This window comes from Burkholderia pseudomultivorans (assembly GCF_902499075.1).
In the GTDB taxonomy this organism is placed as follows: Bacteria; Pseudomonadota; Gammaproteobacteria; order Burkholderiales; family Burkholderiaceae; genus Burkholderia; species Burkholderia pseudomultivorans.
On record NZ_CABVPP010000029.1, the window covers coordinates 42182 to 67107 of the forward strand.

Sequence of the window (24926 nt, forward strand, 5' to 3'; positions counted from 1 at the left end):
CCGGCCGGGCTTCGTCGATCCTTGCCGCGTGGGCCACGACGAAAGCCGCCCCGCATTGTGCGGTGCACGGGCGGGCGGCGGCAAACGAGATATCCGAAAGACGTCTTGCGGTTTGCTCATCAATTGCCGGCGTGTCGCGGCCGGCCGCGCGCGTGCGTCAGATCGGCCTGACGAACAGCCCGACGGTCAGCGCGACGCCGATGCAGACGATGCCGATCCGCAGCACGCGTTCGTTGACGCGATGCAGCGCCCATGTGCCGAGCAGGCCGCCCGCGATCGCGCCGCCGCCGAGCGCGAGCGCCGCGCCCCAGTGCAGATGCGGCGACGTGACGAACAGCACGACGGCCGACGCATTCATCACGCCCGCCAGCGCGTTTTTCGTCGACATCGCGTGACGCGGCGACAGGCCGGCCATCGTCAGCGCGGCCATCATCAGGAAGCCGATCCCGCCGCCGAAGTAGCCGCCGTAGATCGCGATCAGGAACTGCGAGATCGCGGCCGGGACGGGGCCGAGATGTGCGGCGGCGTCGCCCGGCTTGCGAAAGAAGCTGCCCCAGGCGAACACGATCGTCGCGAACAGCACGAGCCACGGCACCAGCCTCGAGAAAATCGACGACGGGGTTTTCAGCAGCAGCAGGCCGCCGAGCGCGCCGCCGACGACGCTGATCGCGAACAGCGCGCGAAACGACAGCCGGCCTGCGCCTTGCACCATATGGCGGCTTGCCCAGCCGGTCGTGATCTGCGCCGGGAACAGCGCGACCGTCGACGTGATGTTTGCCGAGAGCGGCGACATGCCGGATACGATCAGCGCGGGCAGCGTGACGAACGAGCCGCCGCCCGCGAGGGTGTTCTGCAGGCCGGCCCAGAGACCGGCGATGATGACGAGGGCGAGCATGGGGGCGAGGGCGGCAAGGTGACTGGGCTCGCATGCCGGAAGCGGCAGGCGCGACGGACGCATCGCACGATGGTAATGCAGGATCGGCGTCGTGCGGCGCGGCTGCGATCGCGTCGTTTCAGATGCTCCGACGTCGGGGATCGGCAGCGGTGGCGGCGTCCTTGGTTCCGTGATGCGCCCGACCTGTCGATGCGCGGTCTTGCGACGTCGCGCGGCCGATGTCATTTACGTATGATGCACACGAAATAGACTGTCCGATGAGCGGCGGGGAAAATCGGCAGCCACGCTCGGGAACGCAGTTGCCGTCGATCGGTTCGATTCCGGCCATGCAATGCCGGCGCCGTCGGGATCGGGCCGCTTTTACGGGGGATACGCATGTGCGCCGGCGGGTGAATGGGCGAACGGGCATCGATCGCGATCATGCGGCGATGCAGCGTTGGCGCTGCCCCTGCCGTATCGGCGGAGCAAACGAATTTCGCAGTCCGCATCGTGCGGCGGCTGCGCCGTTTGTCGACGACCACCATTGCGTGAACGCCTCGCGGCCGTCAGCCGGCCGTCGCGGGCGAGTGCGAGAGAGAAAAATCATGAGTAAACCGTTTCATGCGATCGGCTTGAGTACTGCCGTCTTCCTGAGCTGCACGACCTGCTTCATCGCATCGCCGGCGATTGCCATCACGCCGGCGGGCGCGTCGAGCGCGTCGTCGGTTCTGCCGGTCGTTACCGTCCGGCCGACGGCGAACGGCGACGATCAGGCCGATGCGCTGCAGGCCGCGTTCGATGCGTTGCAGCCTGGCCAGCATCTGGTGATCGCGCCGGGACGCTATGTCGTCAGCCGCTCGCTGCTGGTCTCGAAACCGGACGTCGTGATCTCGGGCTACGGCGCAACGCTGGTCGCGACGACGCCGGACGACCAGGTACTCGCGATGCAGGGCAGCGGCTCGACGCTCGTCGGCGTCACGCTGATCGGCACGGGGACCACGCGGCTGTCGGCGCTCCGGGCGTGGAAGGTGGCGGTGAGCGGCACGAACATGCAGGTGCTGGACGTCACGATCCAGGGCGGCGCCAGCGCCGGGATCGTCGTGCTCGACGCCAGCAAGGTCGCGATCGTCGGCAATCGCGTCGACGGGACGCTGTCCGACGGCATTCACACGACGCTGGGTTCGACCGACGTGATCGTGCAGGACAACACGGTGAAGGGCACCGGCGACGATTTGATTTCCGTCGTCAGCTACCAGGGCGACGGCCGCCTCAGCGGCAACGTGCTGATCGACAGGAATTCGGTATCGGGCAACTACTGGGGGCGCGGCATTTCGGTGGTCGGCGGGCGTGCGGTGACGATTTCGAACAACGACGTCGCCGGCGTGCAGAAGGCGGCGGGCATCCTGGTCGCGCAGGAAGACAGCTGGCACACGTATGGCGCGTCGGACGTGCGGATCGAGAACAACGTCGTTACCGCGATCCAGGACGGCACGAACGCGAACAACGGCCTGCCGCCCACGCAGCAGGGCGCGATCGAGCTCGATACGTGGTCGGGGGCCGTGTCGTACGTCGTCGTGAAGGGCAACCGTGTGTCGGGCTCGGGTTATGCCGGCTTCCGGGCGATCGGCAACGTCTGCCATTTCTCCGTTGCCGACAATACGTTCGCATCGATCGCCGGCGTGCCGGTGTCGCTGCTTACGAACGGTTGTCCGGCCGCCGGCATGGTCGTGTCCGGCAATTCGATGGACGGCATCGCGCTGGCTCCGCCGGTCGGCGCGGCGACTTCGGGCGCGATCCCGGCGGGCGGGGCGGTGACGTCGTCGCTGCCGACGGTGCGCCGGTATCTGATGCAGACGAAGGCCGCGTCCGCGTCGACGCGGAACTGACGATGCGGTGTTCATCGCTCCGCGGCGCGCCGCATGCGCGCTGTTACGCGCCCGCGTGTGTCGGCGATCCGGATGGTTCGGTATCCGGATAGACGACCGTGCCGTCGGGCCGGATCGTCGCGCCCGCCGTGAGACGGGCGGGCTCGACGCGATTCCGGCCCATGATGTGCAGCACCGTTTCGCCGCGCGCGATCAGGTAGTCGGTGACGATGCGCCGGTGACAGCGCCACCATACGGCTTCCGAGCACATGATCGCGCAGCGTCGCCGGCGCCCCTGCGCAATCAGTTCGTCGAGACCGGCACGAAATTCCGGCGACAGCGCGTAGTCCGCGTAACGGTGAAAGCTGCGGTTGGTCCAGAAACCGTTGACGTCGTCGGGCACGTCGTGCGACTTGCCGCGCAGGCCGCCGAGCGCAGCCACATGCTCGTACGCGATATCGACCGCGGCCAGCGCATCGGGCAGCGTCGCTTCGTTGAACTGCGGATTGGTGCGCGAGCGCGTCATCTTGCGGATATCGGCGAGCAACGCGATGTCGACCGCTTCGAGCATCGCGATGAACTCGTCGAGCGAGTGGCTGGAGTGGCCGATCGTGTAGAACGGGAGCGTCATGCGTCGCCTTCGTCGGCAATGCGTTCGAGCACGCGGCCGCGATGGGCGGCGATGTGATCGGTCCGGTCGCTCTTGATTTCGTATTGGGGATCGTCCGGCGACGCGCGATGGCGATGGCCCTTGTAGTCGAAGTCCTGTGTATGGATCGCGATGATCGTGCCGGTGACGTAGCCGGCCTCCGAATTCCATCGGACGTGGTCGCCCAGCCTGAAGGGTTGCGTCATGCCGTGGGTCCTCCATGGTGTTCGCCGGTTTTCGCGGGGTGCAGCGTCGATGTCGTGATGGTAGTGCACGCCGAGATTCATTATCGTCTCCGCGCGGGGGCGGATAAAGGGGGCGGCGGAGTGTGACCTGCTCCCCGCGTTTAGTACGGTGACGGTGTAGAGTCCGTTCCAGAGAGGAACGGCAATGAAAAAGCGATTCACCGAAGAACAGATCATCGGCATCTTGAAGGAAGCCGAGGCTGGCCTGAAGCCGGCGGAGCTGTGTCGCAAGTACGGCATCTCGGAAGCGACCTACTACAACTGGAAAGCGAAGTTCGGCGGGATGACGGTCTCCGAAGCTCAGCGCCTGAAGGAACTGGAGCAGGAGAACAGCAAGCTCAAGCGACTGTTAGCCGAATCGATGCTCGACAACGCCGCGCTGAAGGACCTGCTGGCTCGAAAGTAGCAAGCCCGCAGGCCAAGCGCGAAGCGGTCCGGATATTGATGACCGAACGTGCCATGGGTGTTACCCGGGCCTGCGGGCTGGTAGGGATTTCGCGCTCGCTGTTCCACTACGAATCACGCCGCCGAGTTGATGACGAAGCGCTGACTGGCCGGATGATGGCCATCGCCGCGCAGAAGCGCCGCTACGGCTATCGCCGGATTCACGTGCTGTTGCAGCGGGATGGCTGCTTCGCCAACCACAAGCGCATCTGGCGCCTGTACAGCAAGGCGGGGCTGAGCGTGCGCAAGCGGCGACGCAAGCGTATTGCGGCTGTCGAGCGCACGCCGCTGCCGTTAGCAACAGGCCCGAATCAGAGCTGGTCGATGGACTTCGTTTCTGACGGGCTGGCCTATGGTCGGCGGTTTCGATGCCTGAACGTGGTCGACGACTACACGCGCGAGTGCTTGGCCATCGAGGTCGATACTTCGCTGCCGGGCCTACGAGTGCAGCAAGTGCTCGAGCGGCTCAAGGAGATGCGAGGCTTACCCGCATCCATCACGGTCGACAACGGGCCGGAGTTCGCTGGTAAGGTGCTGGATGCATGGGCCTACGAAGCCGGTGTCACGCTGTCGTTCATTCGGCCTGGCAAGCCGGTGGAGAATGCCTATATCGAGAGCTTCAACGGGCGGTTCCGCGATGAATGCCTGAACGAGCACTGGTTCGTCTCAATGCGCCACGCCAAGCGGCTGATTGAGGAATGGCGTATCGAGTACAACACCGAGCGGCCTCATAGTTCACTCGGCTATCTGACGCCGGTGCAGTTCGCGCGGGCGCACGATGCAAAGCAGCAGTTTTTAACCTCGGACTCTAACTGCGGTTCGGACTAAAACCGGGGGCAGGTCAGTGCAGCAATTCGGTCAGCTTCCGCCGATCGTGCAGTGATCTCGAGTTAAGCGAAATAGCTCCGCCTGGAAGCATGCTGTACTCGCCGGGGGCTGGGCGGCTCGTTTCGACGTCGACTGATAAGGAAACCTTTATTTTTGTCTACGGCACGCGGAATGCGGTCGGTTTCGTGCACTGACGACTCCATCGTGTTGGGTCGCTCGGGCCACTCCGAGGACGAGAGTGGTCGCGTTGGCCCGAGCGCTCCAGTGTGGCGCAGTCAGAGTCGCGTCTTGTCTCGCCCCTTGAGGCCGAGCATCTGCCGGGCGTCGTCCGGCGTGGCGATTTCGAAGCCGAGCCGCGTGAGAACGTCGCGAATCAGCGTGACCTGCTCGGCATTCGATGTCGCGAGCCGGCCGGGCCCGATCGTGAGCGAATCTTCCAGACCAACGCGCACGTTTCCACCCATCAACGCTGCCTGCGTGATCAACGGGATCTGGTGCTTACCCGCGCCCAGTACCGACCACTGGTAACCATCGCCAAACAGCTTGTCGGCGATGCGCTTCATGTGCACGAGATTCTCGGGGTCGGCACCGATCCCGCCGAGAATGCCGAGGACGAACTGGAGAAAGATCGGACCCTTCACCAGCCCGCGATCGACAAAATGCTTGAGGGTGTACAGGTGGCCGACCTCGTAGCACTCGAATTCGAAGCGCGTACCGTGCGCGTGGCCAAGCCGTATCAGCACTTCTTCGATATCGGCGAACGTGTTCCTGAAGATCGTACGACGGGTGCCTTCGATGAACTGATGCTCCCACTCGTGCTTGAATGTCTTGAGCTTGTCAAGCACCGGGAAGATTGCGAAGTTCATCGAGCCCATGTTGCACGAAGCCATTTCCGACGACGCGTCAAGCGCGCCGGCAAGGCGTTCGTCGAGCGTCATGTTGACCGCACCGCCCGTCGTGATGTTGATTACCGCATCGGTCGCCGCGTGAACCTTCGGAAGGAACTGTCGATAGGCTTCGGCGGAGAAGGCCGGGCGCCCGTCCTCGCCGTTGCGTGCGTGCAGGTGCAGGATTGCCGCGCCGGCCGCGGCCGCGGCGATCGCCTCGCGAGCGATGTCCTCGGGCGTGACGGGCAGATGAGGCGACATGCTCGGCGTGTGGATCGAGCCGGTGATCGCGCAGGTGATGATGACTTTGCGTGTCATGTGGATGTCCTCCCCGGCGTCAAACCGGCTCGGCGACGACGTGGTTCTCGATGTGCCCCACGCCGTCGATCTCGACGCGCATGACGTCGCCCACGCTCAGGAAGCGCGGCGGCTTGCTTGCCACACCCACGCCCGACGGCGTGCCCGTTGCGAGTACGTCGCCCGGTTCGAGCGTCATTACCGTCGAGAGGTAGGCGATCTGTTGCCAGATGTTGTAGATCATCTCGCCCGTGCTGACCGACTGACGCGTTTCGCCGTTGACGATCATGCGCATTTGCAGCGCGTGCGGGTCGGCGATTTCGTCGGGTGTGACGAGCCACGGGCCGAACGGACCGTGCGTGTTGAACGACTTGCCGAGCATCATCGTCGGCGAGCGCATCTGCCAGTCACGCACGGAAACGTCGTTGCAGACCACGTAGCCCGCGATGACCGATGCGGCGTCGGCCTCCGATACGTGACGGCAACGGCGGCCGATCACGACGCCGAGTTCCGCTTCGTAATCGAGTTTGTCTGACACCTTCGGCATATGCACGGGATCGAACGGACCGTTCACGCACGACACTTGCTTGTTGAACCAGACCTGGCTGTCGGGTACCTGGATTCCGGCCTCGATCGCTTCCTGTACGTGACGACGGTAGTTCATGCCGATCGCGAGAAACTTCGACGGATTCGGCACGGGCGCGTCGAGGCGCACGTCGGCGAGCGGGAATGTCACTGCATCGTCGATGCTCAGCTCACGCGCGCGCCGCATCAGCGAGGGCCCACCCTGCAGCAGTTCGAGCATCGTGGTGGGCAACGTGCGATCGCTCGCATGAAGGTCAATCACCTGCTGACCTTCGACCTTGCCGATGGACTGGTGACCGAGACATTGGAACGTAACGAGCTTCATTTGCACTTCTCCTGAAAGATAACGGTGAGCGATAGCCATGTGCACTGCGTCGTGATTGCCATGGCTATCGGATTCGGCGTGTCAGACACCTTGCTCAGAGTTTTCGACCATGATCGCGGGCAGGTCGGGACCCCAGAGGTACATGGAATCTTCCGGAGCGTGGTCTTGCGCGACCCAGTCGACGGAAGCGGGGATGTAGTCCATCGTCGCGCTGTACTCCGAAAAGCTGCCCCACGGGTCCTGCACGTAATGGAAGTAGTTCGAGCCCAGCACGTGGCGGCCGATCCCCCAGCCGTTCGTGTATCCGGCCACGTTCATCTGCATGTAGCCCAGACCTACCTCCTCGACGGTCGGCACGTCCCAGCTCAGGTGATGAAGCGCCGGGCCCGAGCTTGCGGCGAACGCGAGCAGGTGATGGTCGCCTCCGTGCGGTGCATGGATGAAGGCGACACCGTCGCCCGAGCGGTCAGACAGGCGCAGACCAAGCACGCGCTCGCAGAAGTCGATCTGGTCGGGTACGTTCGACGTGGCGAACGCAATATGCGAGAGGCGCGTGGGCCTCACTGACGGGGTATTGCGCCGGTACGGCGCGCACCGCAGACCGTCGACAGGCAGCGATGGGCTCACGTGTTCCGCTTCGTCGAGTGTCGTCTTGACACCGGCACGGATCTGCAGCGGCATGCCATCGGGATTGCGGATCCAGAAGCCGGACGGGTCTGCATCGGGCGGCGGCGCGATCGTTTCGACGCCGGCGGCAAGCGCGCGGCTGCGCAACGCGTCCAGATCGTCTTCGAAACAGTGCAATGTGAGCCATTCGACTTTCTTGCGCGCGCCTTCGCGCAGACGCCCCCACACATGCGGCGAGCCGAACGTACGAATCGATAGTCCCGCTGCGCCGTCCGCTTGTACGTCGAGGCCAAATGCGGTGTAGAAGTGTCTCGCCTCGTCGAGCGATGGCACCGACATGCGGAACTCGCCGATGGAATGGATGCCGAGGCGGTCGCGTCTGCGATTTTGTGTCATGGTTTTCTCCTGATCGAAGGGGGCTCAGCAGGCCGGTTCCATTGCGTGGCGCCAGGCATCGACGAGCGGGTTGAGGTCGTCGACAGTTCGGGCTGAACCGTAGCTGTAGAAGTCCGGGCGGGCGAGCAGGGCGACCACGTCGTGCTGTTTGAAGTACTCGCCGTAGATGCCGTCGATGTCGGCGAAGCCGCCTGGACCGAAATGCGTGACAATTGCGCGTTGCCTGTTCAAGGCGTGTCGGTTCTCGTCGCTCAGGCCATGGAGCGTGGCTTGATCGCGCGTAATCAGTGCGAAACCGGCACCGAAGATGTCGTCGAACAGCCCCCGTTTGCCGTCGAATTCGATTACGCCCTGCGGTGTGAGCCGTCCGCTGCCCGGTGAATGCGGGTCGAAGAGCCCCGCACCGAGTTGCGGCCGCGGCGCCGCGGGTGGCTGGAAGCCTGGCGTGGCGTGAGCGGTCAGCATGGCCTGATCGCGTGCGGCGGCGGCCTCGGGATCGGTGATGCAGATCACCTTGCCGAGCTCGATCGAGAAGTCGATGATTTCGCGTACGTGGTTCAGGCGCTCCGGACCGTAGCTGTCGAGCAGCCGGTCGCCGCTCTTGCCGCACAGAATCGCGTCGAGGCGCCATGCAAGCGCGGCCGCGTCGCGCAGCCCGCTGCACATGCCCTGGCCTGCGAACGGAGGCATCAGATGCGCCGCGTCTCCCGCGAGCAGCACGTTGCCCGTGCGCCATTGCCGTGCCCACCGTCCTCGAAACGTATAGACGGCATGGCGTTCGAGAATCGCGTTGTGCGGCGTGACATCCCAGCGGGAGAGCAGGTTCCAGGCGACGGCGTCCTGATTCATCTGCTCGGCGGTTTCGCCGGGCAACAGCATGAACTCCCAGCGCCTGCGTCCCGGGCCACCCGGCACGATCGAGGTCGGGCGTGCCGGATCGCACAGCTGCCATGCCTTGGGCATCCATTCACGTGGCTCGGTTGGCTGGATGTCGACGACGAGCCAGTCGAACGCAAAGCCGAGATCCTCGGATTCGATTCCGGACAGGGTGCGCACGATCGAGTTCGCGCCGTCGGCACCGATCACGTAGCGCGCGTGCAGGGTGTCGGTCTCGCCCGTTGCCGCCCATTTGCCATTGTCGAGTCGACCGGTCTCGATCTCGAGACGCACGCCATTGCCGTCCTGTTGCAGCGCGTTTGCCGACCATCCCGTGCGGACGGTCACATTGGACAAGCGCCGTACGTGCTTGTCGAGCACTCGCTCGAGCTGCGGCTGGGAAAATATGCTCGAAGCAGGCCAGCCGCTCGGCCCCGGGCCGCTCCAGTCGAAGTTCATCAGGATCTCGTGCCGCGCGTTGCGCCACTGATAGCGGTCGGTGATCTCGGTGATGAGCTTGATATCATCCATGACACCGGAGGCTTGGAACAGGCGGGCGATTTCATGATCGAAATGGACCGCGCGCGGCAGCGGGTACAGGTCGGGCCAACGTTCGATCACCGTAACCCGATGCCCCGCGCGTCCCAGCATCAGGGCGAGCAGCTGTCCCGTCGGTCCGTAGCCGACGATCGCTACATCGGTGTGCTTGTCTGCTCCCATGTCTCCTCCAGAATCGAATTCTTCAAAATGACAAAAGCGTATAAATTGGATTGTATTGTCAAATTGACAAGTGCGTACATACAGCTGGGGGAAACCCCGAGGAGGCGCGTTGGCGGCGAGTAATTCCAGAGGGCGGCGCGTGGTGATCGAGGCCGAGCCGGAAGACCATCGCGTGCGTACCGGCGCGGTCCGGCGGGAGGCGACGCGCCGCAAGCTGTTGAGCGCCGCGGTCGAGGTATTTGCGAAGAAGGGGCCGGATGCGGCGTCGATCGACGATTTTCTTGCGGCGGCAGGTGTCGCGCGGGGTACGTTCTACAACTACTTCAAGACGACCAGCGAGCTACTGGATGCCGTGACCGCCGAGCTTAACGACGAGGTCATCCTGGCTATCGAAGCGTGCGTCTCGAAGATCGACAGTCCGATCGAGCGGGTCTGGATCGGTTGCCAGATGTTCATCCGCGTCGCGGTGATGCATCCCGCCTGGGGCGCATTTATCACGCGCACCGGGGTGCGCGATGCGGCGAGCGGGCGATTGACGAAGATCTATTTGCCGCGTGACCTCGCGGCTGCGCTCGAGTGCGGGATGGTGAAATACGCGAACGCGCGGGCCGCACACGATCTGTTGCTCGGTGCGATCCATCAGAGCATCGAGACTGTGTTGACCGGGGCGGCTCCTGCCGACCATCCGAAGGCCGTCATGGAGCTTGTATTCGGTGCGCTTGGCGTCGCGCGAACAACGCTCAATCGACTCATGAAGCAACCGCTTCCCGATATCGACTTGCCCGACGGGTTGAAGTCGCTGGAAGCGGCAGTCGATGAAAGCAAGTAGGGGTGCATGGCAAGCGCTAGCGCACATGTGCGTGGGCGCTCAGCGCCGCTATCCTGAACGCCGACGGGCGCGCGCCGACAGCCGGTGCCAGTGTCGCGTCGGGCGTTGCTGCGTCAGATTCATGTAGATCCGGCGGTCATTCGAGTCGGGAAGGCCATCGACGACCTGGCGTTCGACCGAATGCTTCAAGTGGCAATCAACGAGGCCACGACCGCTTGCGGAATCGATCAGGCGGGAATGTCGCTCTTGCTATACTCGCGGATCATCAAGTTCGAGAGCGAAACAGCAGGAGAAATGGCTCCTTCCAGCACAACGCCCAAGCGCGCCACGAAGAAGCGTACTCGCGGACGTCCCATGAGTAGCGCGTTGATGGGTTTTGATTCATTGCTTCGTGGGGCGCGACAAATGTTTGCAACTCACGGGTATGAAGGGACCAGTGTGCGGGCCATCGCGCAGCTTGCCGGTGTGGACCCCGCACTCATGGCGCATCATTTCGGCTCCAAACAAGGACTGTGGATCGCCGTGGTCGAGCAGCTATCGCAACAGTTGGAGCCGATGATCGAGGCGACGAAACAACTGGGCGCTGCTCGGATGTCGCAACGCGAACGTGTCAAGCAGGCAATCATTCTCTTCATCGAAACCGTTTCCGAGGACCGGTATCTCGGCATGTTCTTTGCGACCGCCACAACCGAACAGGGCGAGCGACTGAATATATTGCTTGAGCGCTACATTCGCCCTTATCGCGAGGCATTCGTTCCGTTGCTGATCGATGCAATCGAGGCCGGCAAGTTGAAGCCGCACGATCCGGACGCGATGTATTTCATGATGCTGATGTCGATCAGCAACGCCATGTCGTACAGCCACATCCTTTCGACATTCACACCGCTACCGAAGTCTCCGGAAAAATTCAAGGAAGAGGTGCTGGACATCGCTCTTGGCATGTTTCGGTAAAGGCCGATCCGAGCCGCGCCGCGATCATGGAAGGGGATGTGCGATCGCTGTCGGTGCACACGCAATACCGATACGCTAGATTGTCACCGCGACGGAACTCTCGGGGGTGTCCACAGCGATTTGCCCCGACTGGGTCGGCATCCTTTCGTTACCCGTGAAGGTGGTGGTTTCCAACCGAAGATTCGATTCATTCATCTGGGCCGAGCGGGCCGCAATGTGACGCGCGGTCGGGTCAAAAACGGGTTCGCTGAGGGTTCGAAGCATGTGATCTATGAAGGTTCGAACCTTTGCCGGCATGTGTTCCCGGCTTGGATAAACAACGCTGACCGAGAAGGCCGGCGTCGAGTATTCCGGCAGGACTTCCTGCAATATCCCGTTCTGAATCTCCTGCCGGACAAGTATGGCGGGCGCGAAGCCAATGCCGGCCCCGGAAATCAGCATCTGGATCAACGCGTCGATGTTGTTGACCACCATCGTTGGCCGGAGTTCGAGCGCATGCCGCGTCCCGTCAGACCCCATGAGTGACCATTCGCGGGTGCTGGAGGGTTGAGCCGTCAGTGCAACATAAGCATGCTCGACGAGCTGGCCCGGATGAATCGGGATTCCTCTGCGCTGCAAATATTCTTTCGACGCACATGCGACGATCGTTTCGTTCAAGATGGGGCGTGCGATCAGGCTGGCCGGGCAGTGAGAAAGGTGAGACGTGTCCACCAGACCGATATCGAAACCATCATGCACCAGGTTGATGGGTCGATCGACGAGGGTAAGCTCGAGGCGGACATTCGGATATGCTACGTTGTACTGATGCAGACGCTGTGCGAGCCCAAAGTGAGAAAAGAAATTGGGCGCGACAATCCGCAAGGTTCCGATCGGTTCGTGGACCATGTTGGCGATTGACCGTTCGCAATCGTCCAGGCTGCACACAAGCTCCCGTGTACGGTCAAAGTAGCGTCGACCGACTTCGGTCAACGACACCGCACGTGTCTGGCGGGAAAACAGGTACACCCCCAGACGTTTCTCGAGCCACCTGATCTGGCGGCTCAGCACCACATCGGAGACGCTCAGCTTCCTTGCTGCGCCCGAGATACTTCCCGAATTCACCACTTCGAGGAAGGTGCGTATCGATTCGAGTTGATCCATGTGAGGTTCTCACAATACGTGGGTCAGCCTGTGTGTTCCCCGCCATCTTGATCTTGTGTATGCGCGCCTCGCGTGTGACATACGCAGGCATCGATTTTTTCGGCCACGGTTAATTCAACGTATGTTGAATTGCGGCATGGTATCTCGACGATCACCGGGTGTCAAGGCGCGTGCGGAGCGGTGTCCATGCCGACCGGTCGATGAGGATTGAGTGCGGCCGATCGGCATCCTGCTGGATTGCAGATCGGTCAATACTCTATTGCAATCTGCCGAGCGTCGGCCGTGAGCCGCGGCACGCGTTCGCCCGCCAGATATAGGAACTGTCGCGTTTATTGATCTCCGGGACGGCAGCGTCGGGTGGGTTCCAGGCGGTTGACACAACTGTTGAGGTTGACTTAGTATCGCCGCAAATCAACAAATGATGAATTAATTGTGCGGCCCTGGCGCGCCGGAAACTCGGGTTGTTGCCGGCTTCGCCCTGAACCTGTTGTGCGACACGCACTTGAGTGCGCGGATAGGGGCCGTATGGCTCATCGACCCGGTCGGATCCATAGCCTCATGAGTTTTTCCGCGGAAATTGCGTCGCGCCAGGTACAGCGGGCGATTGATTCGCGATGCATATCAATGACATGCGTTCGGTACGCTCGAACGCTTGATACCCGAAGTCGTGATGACTTCGTGGTTCGACGCGAGCAACAGGTCATGTAGCGTCGGAACGGCCGGTCGGTACCGCAGTGAGTTTTCGCACCGACTGGTTCTACATTGGCTCGCTCCCGAAGGTCGCGCTTGGCTCGACGAGGGTATCGATCGAATTCGTCGGCCGTGCGCTCTCCTGGAGGGTGGCGACGCGACTTGCCGCCGCTGCCTGGATGTTGTCCGACATGTCAGGCACGGTAGTTTTTTATGGAAGCCGTTCGGAAAACGAACGCTTCTCCGGGCGCAGCGAACGTCCGAGTCAATTGTCCATTCCCGTCGGAAGAGCGGCGTAACTGACCGTGTGCCGGTTCGTGCCCGCGGCGAGGAGGAGGTTTGGTGATTCCTATTGAAGGTCGTTTTTTTGTGAGAGGTCGCTCCATGCGCGTCGAACGGGTTCCATACCGCTTAATCACTGTCGCGGCAGCCGCGGTTTTCCTGGCTGCATGCGGAAAAAAAGAATCGGCACCACCGCCGCAAACGCCGGAAGTCGGTGTCGTCACCGTCCAGCCGCAATCCGTACCGGTCGTCACCGAACTGCCGGGCCGTACCAATGCGTTCCTTGTCGCGCAGGTGCGTGCGCGGGTGGACGGCATCGTGCTGCGCCGTGAATTCACCGAAGGCGCCGACGTCAAGGCCGGTCAGCGCCTCTACAAGATCGACCCGGCGCCTTACATCGCCGCGCTGAACAGCGCGAAGGCGACGCTGGCGAAGGCGCAGGCGAACCTCGCCACGCAGAACGCGCTGGTCGCGCGTTACAAGGTGCTGGTGGCCGCAAACGCGGTCAGCAAGCAGGACTACGACAACGCAGTGGCCACGCAAGGGCAGGCCGCCGCGGACGTCGCGGCCGGCAAGGCAGCAGTCGACACCGCGCAGATCAACCTCGGCTACACGGATGTCGTGTCGCCGGTCACCGGCCGCGTCGGCATCTCGCAAGTGACGCCGGGCGCCTACGTGCAGGCGAGCCAGGCGACGCTGATGTCGACGGTGCAGCAGCTCGATCCGGTCTACGTCGACCTGACGCAGTCGAGCCTCGACGGGCTGAAGCTGCGCCAGGACGTGCAGAGCGGCCGCCTGAAGACGAGCGGCCCGGGCGCCGCGACGGTGTCGCTGATCCTGGAAGACGGCAAGACATATTCGGAGCCGGGCAAGCTGCAGTTCTCTGATGTGACGGTCGACCAGACTACCGGCTCGGTGACGATTCGTGCGATTTTCCCGAATCCGGGCAAGGTGCTGCTGCCGGGGATGTTCGTGCGCGCACGGATCGAGGAAGGCGTGAACGAGAACGCGTTCCTGGTGCCGCAGATCGGTGTTACGCATGACCAGAAAGGCCAGGCAATCGCGATGGTCGTGAACGCGGCCAACAAGGTCGAGCCGCGTCCGTTGAAGACGGTTGGCATGCACGGGCAGAACTGGGTCGTCGAAGGCGGTTTGCAAGCAGGCGATCACGTGATCGTGCAGGGCGTCGACAAGGTGCGCCCGGGCGCGACCGTGAAGACGGTCCCCGCGCAGCTCGCACCGGACACCTCCACCGACGAGGCCGAGCCGGCAGCCTCGAGCGCCGGTGCCGCTGCCGCCTCCGGTGTTGCTGCATCGAGCGCCGCGCCGGCGAGTGCTGCCGCTGCATCGAGCGCGAAATAACAGGGAGCCTGTTTCATGGCAAAGTTTTTTATCGATCGCCCGATCTTCGCGTGGGTGATCGCCATTATCCTGATGCTGGCCGGCGTCGCGTCGATCTTCACGTTGCCGATCGCGCAGTATCCGACGATCGCGCCGCCATCGATCCAGATCACCGCGAACTACCCGGGCGCTTCCGCAAAGACGGTGGAAGACACGGTGACGCAGGTGATCGAGCAGCAGATGAGCGGTCTCGACAACTTCCTGTACATGTCGTCGACCAGTGACGACTCGGGCAACGCGACGATCACGCTGACCTTCGCGCCGGGTACCAACGCCGACATCGCGCAGGTCCAGGTGCAGAACAAGCTGTCGCTCGCGACGCCGATCCTGCCGCAGGTTGTGCAGCAGCTCGGCCTTTCGGTGACGAAGTCGAGCAGCAGCTTCCTGCTGGTGCTCGCCTTCAACTCCGAAGACGGCAGCATGAACCGGGACGACCTCTCGAACTTCGTGGCGTCGCACGTGAAGGATCCGATCAGCCGGTTGAACGGCGTCGGCACCGTCACGCTGTTCGGCTCGCAGTATGCGATGCGGATCTGGCTCGACCCGAACCGCCTCACGAATTACGGCCTCACACCGGTCGACGTGTCGACGGCGATCACGCAACAAAACGTGCAGATCGCAGGCGGCCAGATCGGCGGCACGCCGTCCACGCCGGGCACAGTGCTGCAGGCGACGATCACCGAATCGACGCTGCTGCAGACGCCCGAGCAGTTCGGCAACATCCTGCTGAAGGTCAACCAGGACGGTTCGCAGGTTCGCCTGAAGGACGTTGCAAAGATCGGCCTCGGTGGCGAGGACTACAACTTTGACACGAAGTACAACGGCAAGCCGACCGCAGCACTCGGTATCCAGCTTGCGACCGGCGCGAACGCGCTCGCGACCGCGAAGGCCGTGCGCGCGAAGATTGAAGAACTGAGGCCGTATTTTCCGCACGGCTTCACCGTGGAGTATCCGTACGATACGACGCCGTTCGTGAAGCTGTCGATCGAGGAAGTGGTCAAGACGCTGCTCGAAGGTATCGTGCTCGTGTTCCTCGTGATGTACCTGTTCCTGCAGAACCTGCGGGCGACGATCATCCCGACGATCGCGGTGCCGGTCGTGCTGCTCGGCACGTTCGCCGTCATGTCGATGGTGGGCTTCTCGATCAACACGCTGTCGATGTTCGGCCTCGTGCTCGCGATCGGCCTGCTGGTCGACGATGCGATCGTGGTGGTGGAGAACGTCGAGCGCGTGATGGCGGAAGAGGGCTTGTCACCGAAGGAGGCGACGCGCAAGGCGATGGGCCAGATCACCGGCGCACTCGTCGGCGTGGCACTCGTGCTGTCGGCGGTGTTCGTGCCGGTCGCGTTCTCGGGCGGCTCGGTCGGCGCGATCTATCGTCAGTTCTCGCTGACGATTGTGACGGCAATGGTGCTGTCGGTGCTCGTCGCGCTGATTCTGACGCCGGCATTGTGCGCGACGATCCTCAAGCCGATCCCGAAGGGGCATCACGAAGAGAAGAAGGGTTTCTTCGGCTGGTTCAACCGGACTTTTGATCGTAGTCGCGACAAGTACCACGTCGGCGTACACCACGTGATCAAGCGCTCGGGCCGCTGGATGATCATCTATCTGGTCGTGATCGTCGCGGTCGGGCTGCTGTTCGTGCGCCTGCCGAAGTCATTCCTGCCCGATGAAGACCAGGGCCTGATGTTCGTGATCGTGCAGACGCCGTCGGGTTCGACGCAGCAAACGACCGCGAAGACGTTGGCGAACATTTCCGACTACCTGCTGAAGGACGAGAAGGAAATCGTCGAGTCGGCGTTCACGGTGGCGGGCTTCAGCTTCGCGGGCCGCGGCCAGAACTCGGGTCTCGTGTTCGTCCGCCTGAAGGACTACGCGCAGCGTCAGCGTGCGGACCAGAAGGTGCAGGCGCTGATCGGCCGGATGTTCGGGCGCTACGCGGGCTACAAGGACGCGATGGTGATCCCGTTCAACCCGCCGTCGATTCCTGAACTCGGTACGGCCGCCGGCTTCGACTTCGAGCTGACGGACAACGCTGGTCTCGGCCACGAAGCGCTGATGGCCGCGCGTAACCAGCTGCTCGGGATGGCTTCGAAGGATCCGACGCTGCAGGGTGTCCGTCCGAACGGCCTGAACGACACGCCGCAGTACAAGGTCGACATCGACCGCGAGAAGGCGAATGCGCTGGGCGTAACGGCTTATGCGATCGACCAGACGTTCTCGATCGCGTGGGCGTCGCAGTACGTGAACAACTTCCTGGATACCGACGGCCGGATCAAGAAAGTCTACGTGCAGGCCGACGCGCCGTTCCGGATGACGCCTGAAGACATGAACATCTTGTACGTACGCAACGGGTCGGGCGGGATGGTGCCGTTCAGCGCGTTCGCGACCGGTCACTGGATCTATGGTTCGCCGAAGCTCGAGCGCTACAACGGTGTGTCGGCGATCGAAATCCAGGGTCAGGCCGCACCGGGCAAGTCGACCGGTCAGGCGATGGCCGCGATGGAAGCGCTCGCGAAGAAGCTGCCGATCGGTATCGGCTATGAATGGACTGGTCTGTCGTTCCAGGAAATCCAGTCCGGTTCGCAGGCACCGCTCCTGTACGCGATCTCGATTCTCGTCGTGTTCCTGTGTCTGGCGGCACTGTATGAAAGCTGGTCGATCCCGTTCTCGGTGATCATGGTCGTGCCGCTCGGCGTGATCGGTGCGCTGCTCGCGGCGACGATGCGCGGTCTGGAAAACGACGTGTTCTTCCAGGTCGGCCTGCTGACTACCGTGGGCTTGTCCGCAAAGAACGCGATCCTGATCGTGGAATTCGCACGCGAACTGCAGCAGACGGAGAAGATGGGGCCGATCGAGGCCGCGCTGGAATCGGCGCGCCTGCGGCTGCGTCCTATCCTGATGACGTCGCTCGCGTTCATTCTCGGCGTGCTGCCGCTCGCGATCAGCAATGGCGCGGGTTCGGCGAGCCAGCACGCGATCGGTACGGGTGTGGTCGGCGGGATGATCACGGCGACGTTTTTCGCGATCTTCATGATCCCGATGTTCTTCGTGAAGGTGCGGGCAGTGTTCAGTGGCGAGAAGGAAGATGCTGACGAGGCACTGCGACTGGCTCAAGCGCACTCGCACCACGAAGAGAAGCCGGGCAACGGCGACGAAGGCAACAAGGGACAGTGATGATGCAGAAACATGCTTTGACTGCAAGCGCGGTCGCAATGGCCGCCGCGCTGTTCGCCGCGGGCTGTACCATGGCGCCGCACTATAAACGGCCTGACGCACCCGTCGCGCAGGCGTATCCGGCCGGCGGCGTCTACGCGACGCAGCCGGGTGCGACCGGCGCGCGCAGCGCGAACGGCCAGGCGGCGACCGCCATCGGCTGGCGCGAATTCTTCGTCGATCCGCGCCTGCAGCGGTTGATCGAGATCGCGCTGAAGAACAACCGCGACCTGCGCGTGTCGGTGCTGAACATCGAGGCGGCGCGTGCGCAGTACCAGATCACGCGCGCGGGGTTGTTCCCGACGCTCGACGGTACGGGTACGGGCAACCGCCAGCGTCTGCCGAATGCGCTGGCGGCGCTGCCGGGCCAGAACATCACGACGACCTACAACGTGGGCTTGTCTGCGTCGTGGGAACTCGATCTGTTCGGCCGCGTGCAGAGCCTGAAGGATCAGGCGCTCGCGCAGTACCTGTCGACCGCGTACGCGCGGCAGGCGCAGGAAATCTCGCTGGTGTCTTCGGTGGCTGACCAGTACTTGACGCTGTTGTCGACCGATGACCTATTGCAGGTCACGGAGAACACGCTGAAGTCCGCCCAGGCGCAATACAACCTGACGAAGCTGCAGTTCGACAACGGCACGGGCTCCGAGCTCGAGCTGCGTCAGGCGCAGACGGCTGTCGAGCAGGCGCTGTCGAATCAGCAGGCACAGGCGCGCGCGCGTGCGCAGGCACTGAATGCGCTTGTGCAACTGATCGGTGAGCCGCTGTCGGACGATCTGCCGCCGGGCTTGTCGCTCGACGCGCAGAACCTGCTGACGGACGTGCCGGCTGGCCTGCCGTCGGATCTGCTGACGCGTCGTCCGGACGTGATGCAGGCCGAGCAGGCGCTGCTGGCCGCGAACGCGAACATCGGTGCGGCGCGTGCGGCGTTCTTCCCGCGCATCTCGCTGACGGGCGCGTTCGGTACGGCGAGCCCGACGCTCGGCGGGCTGTTCAAGGCCGGCACGGCGGCGTGGTCGTTCGCGCCGCAGATCACGATGCCGATCTTCGAGGGCGGGCAGAACATCGCGAACCTGAACCTCGCGAACGTGCAGAAGCGCATCGAGATCGCGAACTACGAGAAGGCGATCCAGTCGGCGTTCCGCGAAGTGTCGGACGGTCTTGCCGCACGCGGCACGTACGACCAGCAGATCGCGGCGCTCGAGCGCAACGAGCACGCGCAGCAGCGCCGCTTCGATCTGTCGGACCTGCGCTACAAGAACGGCGTGGACAGCTACCTGTCGGTGCTGACCGCGCAGACGGATCTGTACTCGGCGCAGCAGTCGCTGATCAGCGCACGTCTGGCACGCTGGACGAATCTGGTCGATTTGTACCGCGCACTGGGCGGCGGCTGGATCCAGCGCGCCGGCGAGACGCCGCGCGCACCTGATCAGCCGGTCGACTACGGATCCGCCGATGCACAGCCCTCGTCCCGTTCGAATTGATGTCCATCGGGGCGGATAGTGGCTAGGCGTACCAAGGAGGTGGCGACGCTCACTCGCGAAGCGATTCTCGACGCGAGTGAGCGTTGTTTCATCGAACACGGATATCCTGCGGCTTCGCTCGAGGACATCGCCGAAGCTGCAGGCGTGACGCGCGGGGCGGTTTACTGGCACTTCAAGGACAAGGGCGCGCTGCTGTTGGGCGTGTTCATGCGCGTCCGCGCGCGAGTGTGCGATGAGTTGTCGAGACTGGAGGGCTCCGGGGATTCCGTCCGATCCGCGCGGCGCCTGATGCGTTTCTGTCGCGTCATGCTGGCCGAACCCGAGGCTGGGCGCATCAGTACTTCTGCAGGGGCATGGATGATGCACTACGAAATGTTCCTGGCTGAACCAGCGACAGAAGATCTCGCAAGGGAATTGTTCTGGATGACCCATGAAGCCTTGAACGACATGTTGTGTCGCGACTTCGGGTTGAGGACGCGCAGGCGAAACAAGTCGACCGAACCGACGTCGGAAGCCGAGGCATTGCATTTGCAAGCGTTGCTGATCGGACTGGCGCAGCTTCGCTCGTCCGAGCGTTTTTTGCATCGCAAGTCACTGTCCGGCGACCAGGTCATACGCCAAAGTGTCGGCAAACTACTCGGCGACGCCGACGTAGCGCCTCCAGCGCGGAAACGATCGTAGCCAAGTGACACGCATTCGATTGTGTGGCTTCGCGACAGCGTGCATGTCTCGTCGCGCGTTGACGCATGATCGGCAACGTAGCAGGCATTCGAGGCAATCCCCTCGACCGGCGCTTCGGCAATTTCTCTCCTCCACATGCGCGCCGGGTCAGGACGAACCGGCACGCAGCCGCTTTCTCGTCGCCACGGTTGTCGAGGAGTATCGCGACGCGGCTTACATGGCCCGCCATTTCAATGAACAATGAGGTGCCCGGGCGATCATGCGCTCACGGATGATCTCTCATGTGCCGTTCGGCCCGATGCGGATGATTTTTGTGGCAGGGGGAGATGTCTGGTCGTTCTGTCGTGCAGACCACGGACGATATGCAGCGGGGATCGTCGGTTGCAAGCGGTGTCTTACGCGGCCAAGCGTTCGGGCTTACGGTCGGGGAACGTTCGGCCAGTCTCGAGTGCATGGCATGGAAGCGTGCGTTGCGCGGGGCTGTCGTACGCAACAAGAGGGCGAAGCCGCGTGATTGAAACCCATCTGACGTTTCCTGACGGGTTTCAATCACGCGGCCGCTGTATGGATACGTGCGCGCGCTCCATTCTTCGATGCGCGTCGGCGCGGGACCAATGTTACCGCGCCGACGGCCGGCGGCAAGCACGCGTTACCGGTTTTATCCGGAGATGCGCGGGAACAGCGGCAGCGCGTTGTTGCGGTTGATCGCGGCGTGCTGGGCGGCGTTCAGCACGGTGCTGGCGTCTTGCTCGGCCGTGAACATTGAGCTGACGGGTGCGGGTGCGTACGGGAAGTCGCTGCCGAACAGGACGCGGCTGGGGTCGGCGAACGCCGTGAGGCTCGGCAGAGCAGACGGGGACGACAACGCGGTATCGAAGTAGAACTTCCGGAGCAGATCGAGTACGCCGTCGGCGGCCGGCACGTCGTGACGCGCGAGCGGCGCCACTTGGGCGACACGGTATGCCGCATAGGGCAGGAAGCCGCCGGCGTGCGACAGGATGATGCGTACGTTCGGGTACCGGGAGACGATACCGTTGAGCACAAGGTGTACTGCGGTGCGCGTCGTATCGAACGGATAGTCGAGCATCGGGCCAGGCATGCCGGCCATTTGCGCGATCGGGGGCATCGACGGGTGGATGAACGCCACTGCGTGGCGTCGGTCGAGCTCGGCCCACACGGGTTCGAACGCCGGGTCGCCGAGGTAGACGCCATCGTAGTTGCTCATCAGCACGACGCCATCGACGTTCAGCGAGTCGAACGCGTAGCCGATTTCGGCTAGCGTGCCGTCGACGTCAGGCAGCGGCAGCGTCGCAAAGTTGCCGAATCGGGTCGGATGCTTCGCGACGACGTCCGCGGTGTAGTCGTTCACCTTGCGTGCGATGTCGCGCTTTTCCTGACCGTGCCATCCCTTCACGCCCGGCGCCGTCAGCGACAACACGCCAGTAGCGATTTCGACCGAATCCATGAAGGCGAGCGCGCTGTCGATGCTCCAGGCGGGGCAGCTCCAGCCGGACGGATCACCGCCGTGCGCGGGCAACGCGTCGGCCCAGAACGGCGGGACGATGTGCTGGTGTACGTCAATGCGTTTGCGATCTGACATGATGAGACTCCTATGAGAATGAGCTGTGTCGTAGCAGCTGATCACCAGTATGCGTACGGTGGATTTTTCTATCCAATAGTTTAAATTGTGACCATTAATCGTTTTTAGAGATCAATAGACCCTATGGATCTTCGCCATTTGCGCTACTTTCTCGCTGTCGCCGAAGAAGGGCATTTCGGCCGTGCGGCGCAGCGACTGCATATCGTGCAACCTGCACTGAGCACGCAGATTCGCGCGCTCGAGGACGAGTTGGGCGCGGCGCTGTTCGAACGCAGCACGCGCAAGGTGGCGCTGACCGACGCCGGGCGGTTGCTGGTGGGCGAGGCGCGGCGTACGATCGAACAGGCTGAGCGCGCCAGGACGCTGATCCAGCGTGCTGCCAGCGGCGAGGCGGGCGTGGTGCGGATCGGCTTCGTCGGGAATGCGGTCGCGTCGGCACGGCTGTCCAACGATCTTGCCGCGTTTCATGCGGCATGTCCCGGCGTCACGCTCGACCTGCGTGAAATGGCGCCGGCCGCACAGCGGGAAGCGATTCTCGCAGGCCAGCTGGACATCGGTTATTGCCCGGCGTTCGGCCCGGAATTCGATACGAAGCTATCCGTGCGAACGGTCGGAAGCTGGTCGTGGGAAGTGGCGATGAGCGACCGGCATCGGCTCGCGAAACAGCGTACGGTGAGAGTCAAAGCGCTGGTGGACGAGCCGCTGATCGTCTATACCGCCGACCACGACGACGAAGGGCAACTGGCGATTCTGCGGCAGTTGCTCGGCAAGGAGCCGCGCGTCATGTACCGGATGAGCAGCACGCTTTCCGCTCTGGCACTGACGGCCGCCGGCCTCGGGCTGGTGCTCGCACCCGAGCCGCTGAAACGGATCGCGCTGCCGAACGTGGTTTTCCGGAAGCTGGGGGGGCGGCCCCCAAAATCGGAGTTGGTGATGATCAGCCGGATCGATGGCGCCTGGGGAGCCGTTCGGCGGTATCTGGAGATGGCCGGCGGGCATGCGGCGTGAAGCGCGCGGCAGGCTACATGCGATCTTGTATTTGATTGGGACCCGGTCAGGGTACCTGTCTATGTTCGTCTCTCATTCGGACGAAGTAGGCGGGATCCGCTTACTGACACGGTATGCGATTTGGGCGCGCGACACGCCGAGCAGCCTGGCCGCGTGACTCAGATTGCTCTGGCTTCTTTCGATCGCAGCGTTGACGAGCAGTGCCTCGACATCCTCCATGCGCATTTTTCGGTTCAGCGCATGTTCGATGAACTGGTTGACGATGTCGTCGTCCGATGAAGAAATTCCGCCGTCGCGGGAGAGTCTCGCGGATTTGCCAGTACGCCTTGACGCGGGAAGTTGCGGGAATAGTGATTGAAGATCGACCAGTTCACCGTCGGACGTGAGAATGACACCACGTTCGATGACATTGCGTAGTTCACGCACGTTGCCGGGCCATTCGTATTCTGACAGCGCGAGCCGCGCCTTGTCGGTGAAGCCGCCGATCTGCTTTCCTTCGCGGGTGGAGAGCTCGCCCAGGAAATGTCTCGACAGAACGGGAATGTCTTCCTTGCGATCTCTCAGAGGCGGGATGACAACGGGATAGGCATTGATTCGATAGTACAGATCCTTGCGGAAGCGTCCTTCGCCGACAGCCTTCTCCAGGTCCACGTTGGTGGCCGCAACCAGACGCACATCGATTTTACGAGTCGTGGTATCGCCCAAGCGCTCGATTTCGCCCTCCTGCAATACCCGTAACAGCCGGGTCTGCGCGCCGAGACTCAGTTCGCCGATTTCATCGAGGAACAACGTGCCGCCGTTTGCGCGCTCGAACCTTCCTTCTCTCGACATCATCGCACCCGTGTACGCGCCTTTCTCGACCCCGAACAGCTCCGACTCGAGCAACTCGGAAGGAAGGGCGCCGCAGTTCACTGCGACGAACGGCTTGTCGGCGCGTGCGCTGGCGTTGTGAAGCGCGCGTGCGAATACCTCTTTCCCGACACCCGTCTCGCCGAGAAGCAGAACCGTGATCAGGCTTGGGGCCGCCCGCTCGATCAGCGACCAGGCATCCTTGAATCGCGGACTGTCACCGATGAGCGAGGCCGGCACGCCGCGATCCTGAATGGTCGAGCGCAGGGTTTCGACTTCCTGTTGCAAGGAAAGGATTTCTTCGGCGATCGACTCCGCCTTGTAGTACTTGAGTTCGTCCTCGACGTCGTCCCATTTTTCCAGCGGCATGCCGATGAACCGGCAACTGTTGGCGTTGCGCTCGACCTCTTTGTGGAGCACGAAGCGGCCCATGAGTCCGCTGACGAATCCGGTAGCGTGCCCGACCTCGGACCAGCAGACCGGACCCACGCTTGGACCGGAAAGCTTGTCGTTGAGGTAGAGCTCGATCGAATCCTTCCAAAGGCAATCAACGTAGTAATGACCGCTTGCAATATCGATCTCCATCCGGATGGGTTCGACATTCGCAATGCCTTCGATTGCATGAAGGAGCGGACCCTTGTGCAGCAGTTCCAGATCTGAAATGTCCGGATAACGCTGGCGTACGATCTCGGCATCCCGGATACCGGACGCGTATCCCATGCGTGTCAGCACGCCCCGGGCGCGCTCCAGGCCGAGGGTTTCGATGAGTTCGCTCCGCAGGCAGCACAACGCAGAGGAATGCATCAGGACCATCCGCTCTTCGTCCAGCCAGATCTGGGCCTGGTCGAACAGAAACTGGATACGGGCCGCCACTTCTTCGATGCCCGGTGACCCGGGCTCCCACATTGCCGTCCCTGTTCTACGTGCCTTGCTCATGCCGTCTGCCTCTTCGGTTGCGGGTCGACCTCCTGGGGTCGACATCCGTCTCGATTCCTGAATGGGTGGAGCTTACAAGCGCGGGCCAACTCTGCAAAGTCAGACCTTTACCGATCCCGATGCGCGCCGGGCGCTTCCATTTGATGAATTTCGCAAGCTGCGGGCGAGTGTCGAATTTTCGCAATTCCCTGCTGCGGTGCGTTGCCCACGGAGCCTTGCTTTTTCCAATGGAATCAATGGA

The 24926-nt window shown here is 62.9% G+C and carries 19 protein-coding genes; 9 read left to right on the forward strand and 10 right to left on the reverse strand.

Going from position 1 to position 24926, the window contains the following annotated elements; genetic code table 11:
* Nucleotides 1–157: 157 nt before the first annotated feature.
* Nucleotides 158–895 carry a sulfite exporter TauE/SafE family protein gene (locus BST28156_RS19415; RefSeq protein WP_174903127.1) on the reverse strand — a complete coding sequence of 246 codons (738 nt, stop codon included), beginning with the start codon at nucleotides 893–895 and terminating at the stop codon, nucleotides 158–160.
* A gap of 584 nt (nucleotides 896–1479) precedes the next feature.
* Between BST28156_RS19415 and BST28156_RS19420 the strand changes: the two genes are divergently transcribed.
* A complete protein-coding gene (locus tag BST28156_RS19420) occupies nucleotides 1480–2760 on the forward strand; it encodes a right-handed parallel beta-helix repeat-containing protein (protein ID WP_174903128.1) in 1281 nt (426 codons plus the stop codon).
* A 43-nt stretch (nucleotides 2761–2803) separates the two neighbouring features.
* Here the strand turns inward: BST28156_RS19420 and BST28156_RS19425 are convergent, their stop codons facing one another.
* Together BST28156_RS19425 and BST28156_RS19430 are read right to left on the reverse strand one after the other, a co-directional pair.
* Nucleotides 2804–3370: a DUF488 domain-containing protein gene (locus BST28156_RS19425; RefSeq protein ID WP_174903129.1), complete on the reverse strand. Its 567-nt coding sequence runs from the start codon at nucleotides 3368–3370 to the stop codon at nucleotides 2804–2806.
* Nucleotides 3367–3594 (reverse strand): hypervirulence associated TUDOR domain-containing protein, encoded by a 228-nt coding sequence (locus tag BST28156_RS19430; RefSeq protein ID WP_174903130.1) that lies wholly within the window; start codon nucleotides 3592–3594, stop codon nucleotides 3367–3369. The genes BST28156_RS19425 and BST28156_RS19430 overlap by 4 nt, the downstream gene beginning before the upstream one ends.
* 184 nt (nucleotides 3595–3778) lie before the next feature.
* Here BST28156_RS19430 and BST28156_RS19435 point away from each other — a divergent pair.
* A protein-coding gene (locus tag BST28156_RS19435) for an IS3 family transposase (RefSeq protein ID WP_419468979.1) occupies nucleotides 3779–4905 on the forward strand; the annotation gives its coding sequence in 2 pieces (ribosomal slippage) (nucleotides 3779–4037 and nucleotides 4037–4905; 1128 coding nt in all).
* Nucleotides 4906–5180: 275 nt separating this feature from the next.
* Here the strand turns inward: BST28156_RS19435 and kce are convergent.
* The 4 genes from kce to mhpA form a co-directional block, all read right to left on the reverse strand.
* Nucleotides 5181–6110, reverse strand: a complete 930-nt coding sequence (gene kce / locus BST28156_RS19440) for a 3,5-dioxohexanoate:acetyl-CoA acetone transferase (RefSeq protein WP_174903131.1) — start codon at nucleotides 6108–6110, stop codon at nucleotides 5181–5183.
* 19 nt (nucleotides 6111–6129) lie between these two features.
* Nucleotides 6130–6999, reverse strand: a complete 870-nt coding sequence (locus tag BST28156_RS19445) for a fumarylacetoacetate hydrolase family protein (RefSeq protein ID WP_174903132.1) — start codon at nucleotides 6997–6999, stop codon at nucleotides 6130–6132.
* Between the two features lie 81 nt (nucleotides 7000–7080).
* Entirely contained in the window at nucleotides 7081–8022 is a 942-nt protein-coding gene (locus tag BST28156_RS19450) for a VOC family protein (protein ID WP_174903133.1), read from the reverse strand.
* Nucleotides 8023–8046: 24 nt separating this feature from the next.
* Nucleotides 8047–9618, reverse strand: a complete 1572-nt coding sequence (mhpA, locus tag BST28156_RS19455; RefSeq protein WP_174903134.1) for a bifunctional 3-(3-hydroxy-phenyl)propionate/3-hydroxycinnamic acid hydroxylase MhpA — start codon at nucleotides 9616–9618, stop codon at nucleotides 8047–8049.
* Nucleotides 9619–9757: 139 nt separating this feature from the next.
* Here mhpA and BST28156_RS19460 point away from each other — a divergent pair, with 139 nt between their 5' ends.
* Together BST28156_RS19460 and BST28156_RS19465 are read left to right on the forward strand one after the other, a co-directional pair.
* A complete protein-coding gene (locus tag BST28156_RS19460; RefSeq protein ID WP_174903135.1) occupies nucleotides 9758–10447 on the forward strand; it encodes a TetR/AcrR family transcriptional regulator in 690 nt (229 codons plus the stop codon).
* Nucleotides 10448–10552: 105 nt separating this feature from the next.
* Nucleotides 10553–11398 (forward strand): TetR/AcrR family transcriptional regulator, encoded by an 846-nt coding sequence (locus tag BST28156_RS19465; RefSeq protein WP_254596398.1) that lies wholly within the window; start codon nucleotides 10553–10555, stop codon nucleotides 11396–11398.
* Nucleotides 11399–11473: 75 nt separating this feature from the next.
* Here the strand turns inward: BST28156_RS19465 and BST28156_RS19470 are convergent, their stop codons facing one another.
* Nucleotides 11474–12538, reverse strand: a complete 1065-nt coding sequence (locus tag BST28156_RS19470) for a LysR family transcriptional regulator (RefSeq protein ID WP_174903136.1) — start codon at nucleotides 12536–12538, stop codon at nucleotides 11474–11476.
* Nucleotides 12539–13612: 1074 nt separating this feature from the next.
* On the opposite strand from BST28156_RS19470, the gene BST28156_RS19475 reads away from it, so the two are divergent.
* The 4 genes from BST28156_RS19475 to BST28156_RS35010 are packed head-to-tail and all read left to right on the forward strand — an operon-like array spanning nucleotide 13613 to nucleotide 20292.
* Nucleotides 13613–14872, forward strand: a complete 1260-nt coding sequence (locus BST28156_RS19475) for an efflux RND transporter periplasmic adaptor subunit (protein WP_174903137.1) — start codon at nucleotides 13613–13615, stop codon at nucleotides 14870–14872.
* Nucleotides 14873–14887: 15 nt separating this feature from the next.
* A complete protein-coding gene (locus tag BST28156_RS19480; RefSeq protein WP_174903138.1) occupies nucleotides 14888–18088 on the forward strand; it encodes an efflux RND transporter permease subunit in 3201 nt (1066 codons plus the stop codon).
* The gene (locus BST28156_RS19485; protein ID WP_174903139.1) at nucleotides 18088–19611 is read left to right on the forward strand and encodes an efflux transporter outer membrane subunit; all 1524 of its coding nucleotides are present in this window, start codon (nucleotides 18088–18090) and stop codon (nucleotides 19609–19611) included. Before BST28156_RS19480 ends, BST28156_RS19485 begins: the two co-directional genes overlap by 1 nt.
* A 39-nt stretch (nucleotides 19612–19650) precedes the next feature.
* Nucleotides 19651–20292 carry a TetR/AcrR family transcriptional regulator gene (locus BST28156_RS35010; protein ID WP_414142687.1) on the forward strand — a complete coding sequence of 214 codons (642 nt, stop codon included), beginning with the start codon at nucleotides 19651–19653 and terminating at the stop codon, nucleotides 20290–20292.
* A gap of 658 nt (nucleotides 20293–20950) precedes the next feature.
* On the opposite strand, the gene BST28156_RS19495 is transcribed toward BST28156_RS35010, so the two are convergent.
* Nucleotides 20951–21892 carry an amidohydrolase family protein gene (locus BST28156_RS19495; protein WP_174903149.1) on the reverse strand — a complete coding sequence of 314 codons (942 nt, stop codon included), beginning with the start codon at nucleotides 21890–21892 and terminating at the stop codon, nucleotides 20951–20953.
* Between the two features lie 123 nt (nucleotides 21893–22015).
* Between BST28156_RS19495 and BST28156_RS19500 the strand changes: the two genes are divergently transcribed.
* A complete protein-coding gene (locus BST28156_RS19500) occupies nucleotides 22016–22900 on the forward strand; it encodes a LysR substrate-binding domain-containing protein (protein WP_174903140.1) in 885 nt (294 codons plus the stop codon).
* 72 nt (nucleotides 22901–22972) lie between these two features.
* On the opposite strand, the gene BST28156_RS19505 is transcribed toward BST28156_RS19500, so the two are convergent.
* Nucleotides 22973–24685 carry a sigma-54-dependent Fis family transcriptional regulator gene (locus tag BST28156_RS19505; RefSeq protein WP_254596399.1) on the reverse strand — a complete coding sequence of 571 codons (1713 nt, stop codon included), beginning with the start codon at nucleotides 24683–24685 and terminating at the stop codon, nucleotides 22973–22975.
* Nucleotides 24686–24926: the final 241 nt, after the last annotated feature.

Bases quoted from the DNA above. Each gene is read 5' to 3' on its own strand.
- BST28156_RS19475 (WP_174903137.1), top strand. From the start codon at position 13,613: ATGCGCGTCGAACGGGTTCCATACCGCTTAATCACTGTCGCGGCAGCC.
- BST28156_RS19500 (WP_174903140.1), top strand. From the start codon at position 22,016: ATGGATCTTCGCCATTTGCGCTACTTTCTCGCTGTCGCCGAAGAAGGG.
- BST28156_RS19470 (WP_174903136.1), bottom strand. From the start codon at position 12,538: ATGGATCAACTCGAATCGATACGCACCTTCCTCGAAGTGGTGAATTCG.
- BST28156_RS19420 (WP_174903128.1), top strand. From the start codon at position 1,480: ATGAGTAAACCGTTTCATGCGATCGGCTTGAGTACTGCCGTCTTCCTG.
- BST28156_RS19495 (WP_174903149.1), bottom strand. From the start codon at position 21,892: ATGTCAGATCGCAAACGCATTGACGTACACCAGCACATCGTCCCGCCG.
- mhpA (WP_174903134.1), bottom strand. From the start codon at position 9,618: ATGGGAGCAGACAAGCACACCGATGTAGCGATCGTCGGCTACGGACCG.
- BST28156_RS19485 (WP_174903139.1), top strand. From the start codon at position 18,088: ATGATGCAGAAACATGCTTTGACTGCAAGCGCGGTCGCAATGGCCGCC.
- BST28156_RS19415 (WP_174903127.1), bottom strand. From the start codon at position 895: ATGCTCGCCCTCGTCATCATCGCCGGTCTCTGGGCCGGCCTGCAGAAC.
- BST28156_RS19480 (WP_174903138.1), top strand. From the start codon at position 14,888: ATGGCAAAGTTTTTTATCGATCGCCCGATCTTCGCGTGGGTGATCGCC.
- BST28156_RS19425 (WP_174903129.1), bottom strand. From the start codon at position 3,370: ATGACGCTCCCGTTCTACACGATCGGCCACTCCAGCCACTCGCTCGAC.
- BST28156_RS19430 (WP_174903130.1), bottom strand. From the start codon at position 3,594: ATGACGCAACCCTTCAGGCTGGGCGACCACGTCCGATGGAATTCGGAG.
- BST28156_RS19505 (WP_254596399.1), bottom strand. From the start codon at position 24,685: ATGAGCAAGGCACGTAGAACAGGGACGGCAATGTGGGAGCCCGGGTCA.
- BST28156_RS19450 (WP_174903133.1), bottom strand. From the start codon at position 8,022: ATGACACAAAATCGCAGACGCGACCGCCTCGGCATCCATTCCATCGGC.
- BST28156_RS19445 (WP_174903132.1), bottom strand. From the start codon at position 6,999: ATGAAGCTCGTTACGTTCCAATGTCTCGGTCACCAGTCCATCGGCAAG.
- kce (WP_174903131.1), bottom strand. From the start codon at position 6,110: ATGACACGCAAAGTCATCATCACCTGCGCGATCACCGGCTCGATCCAC.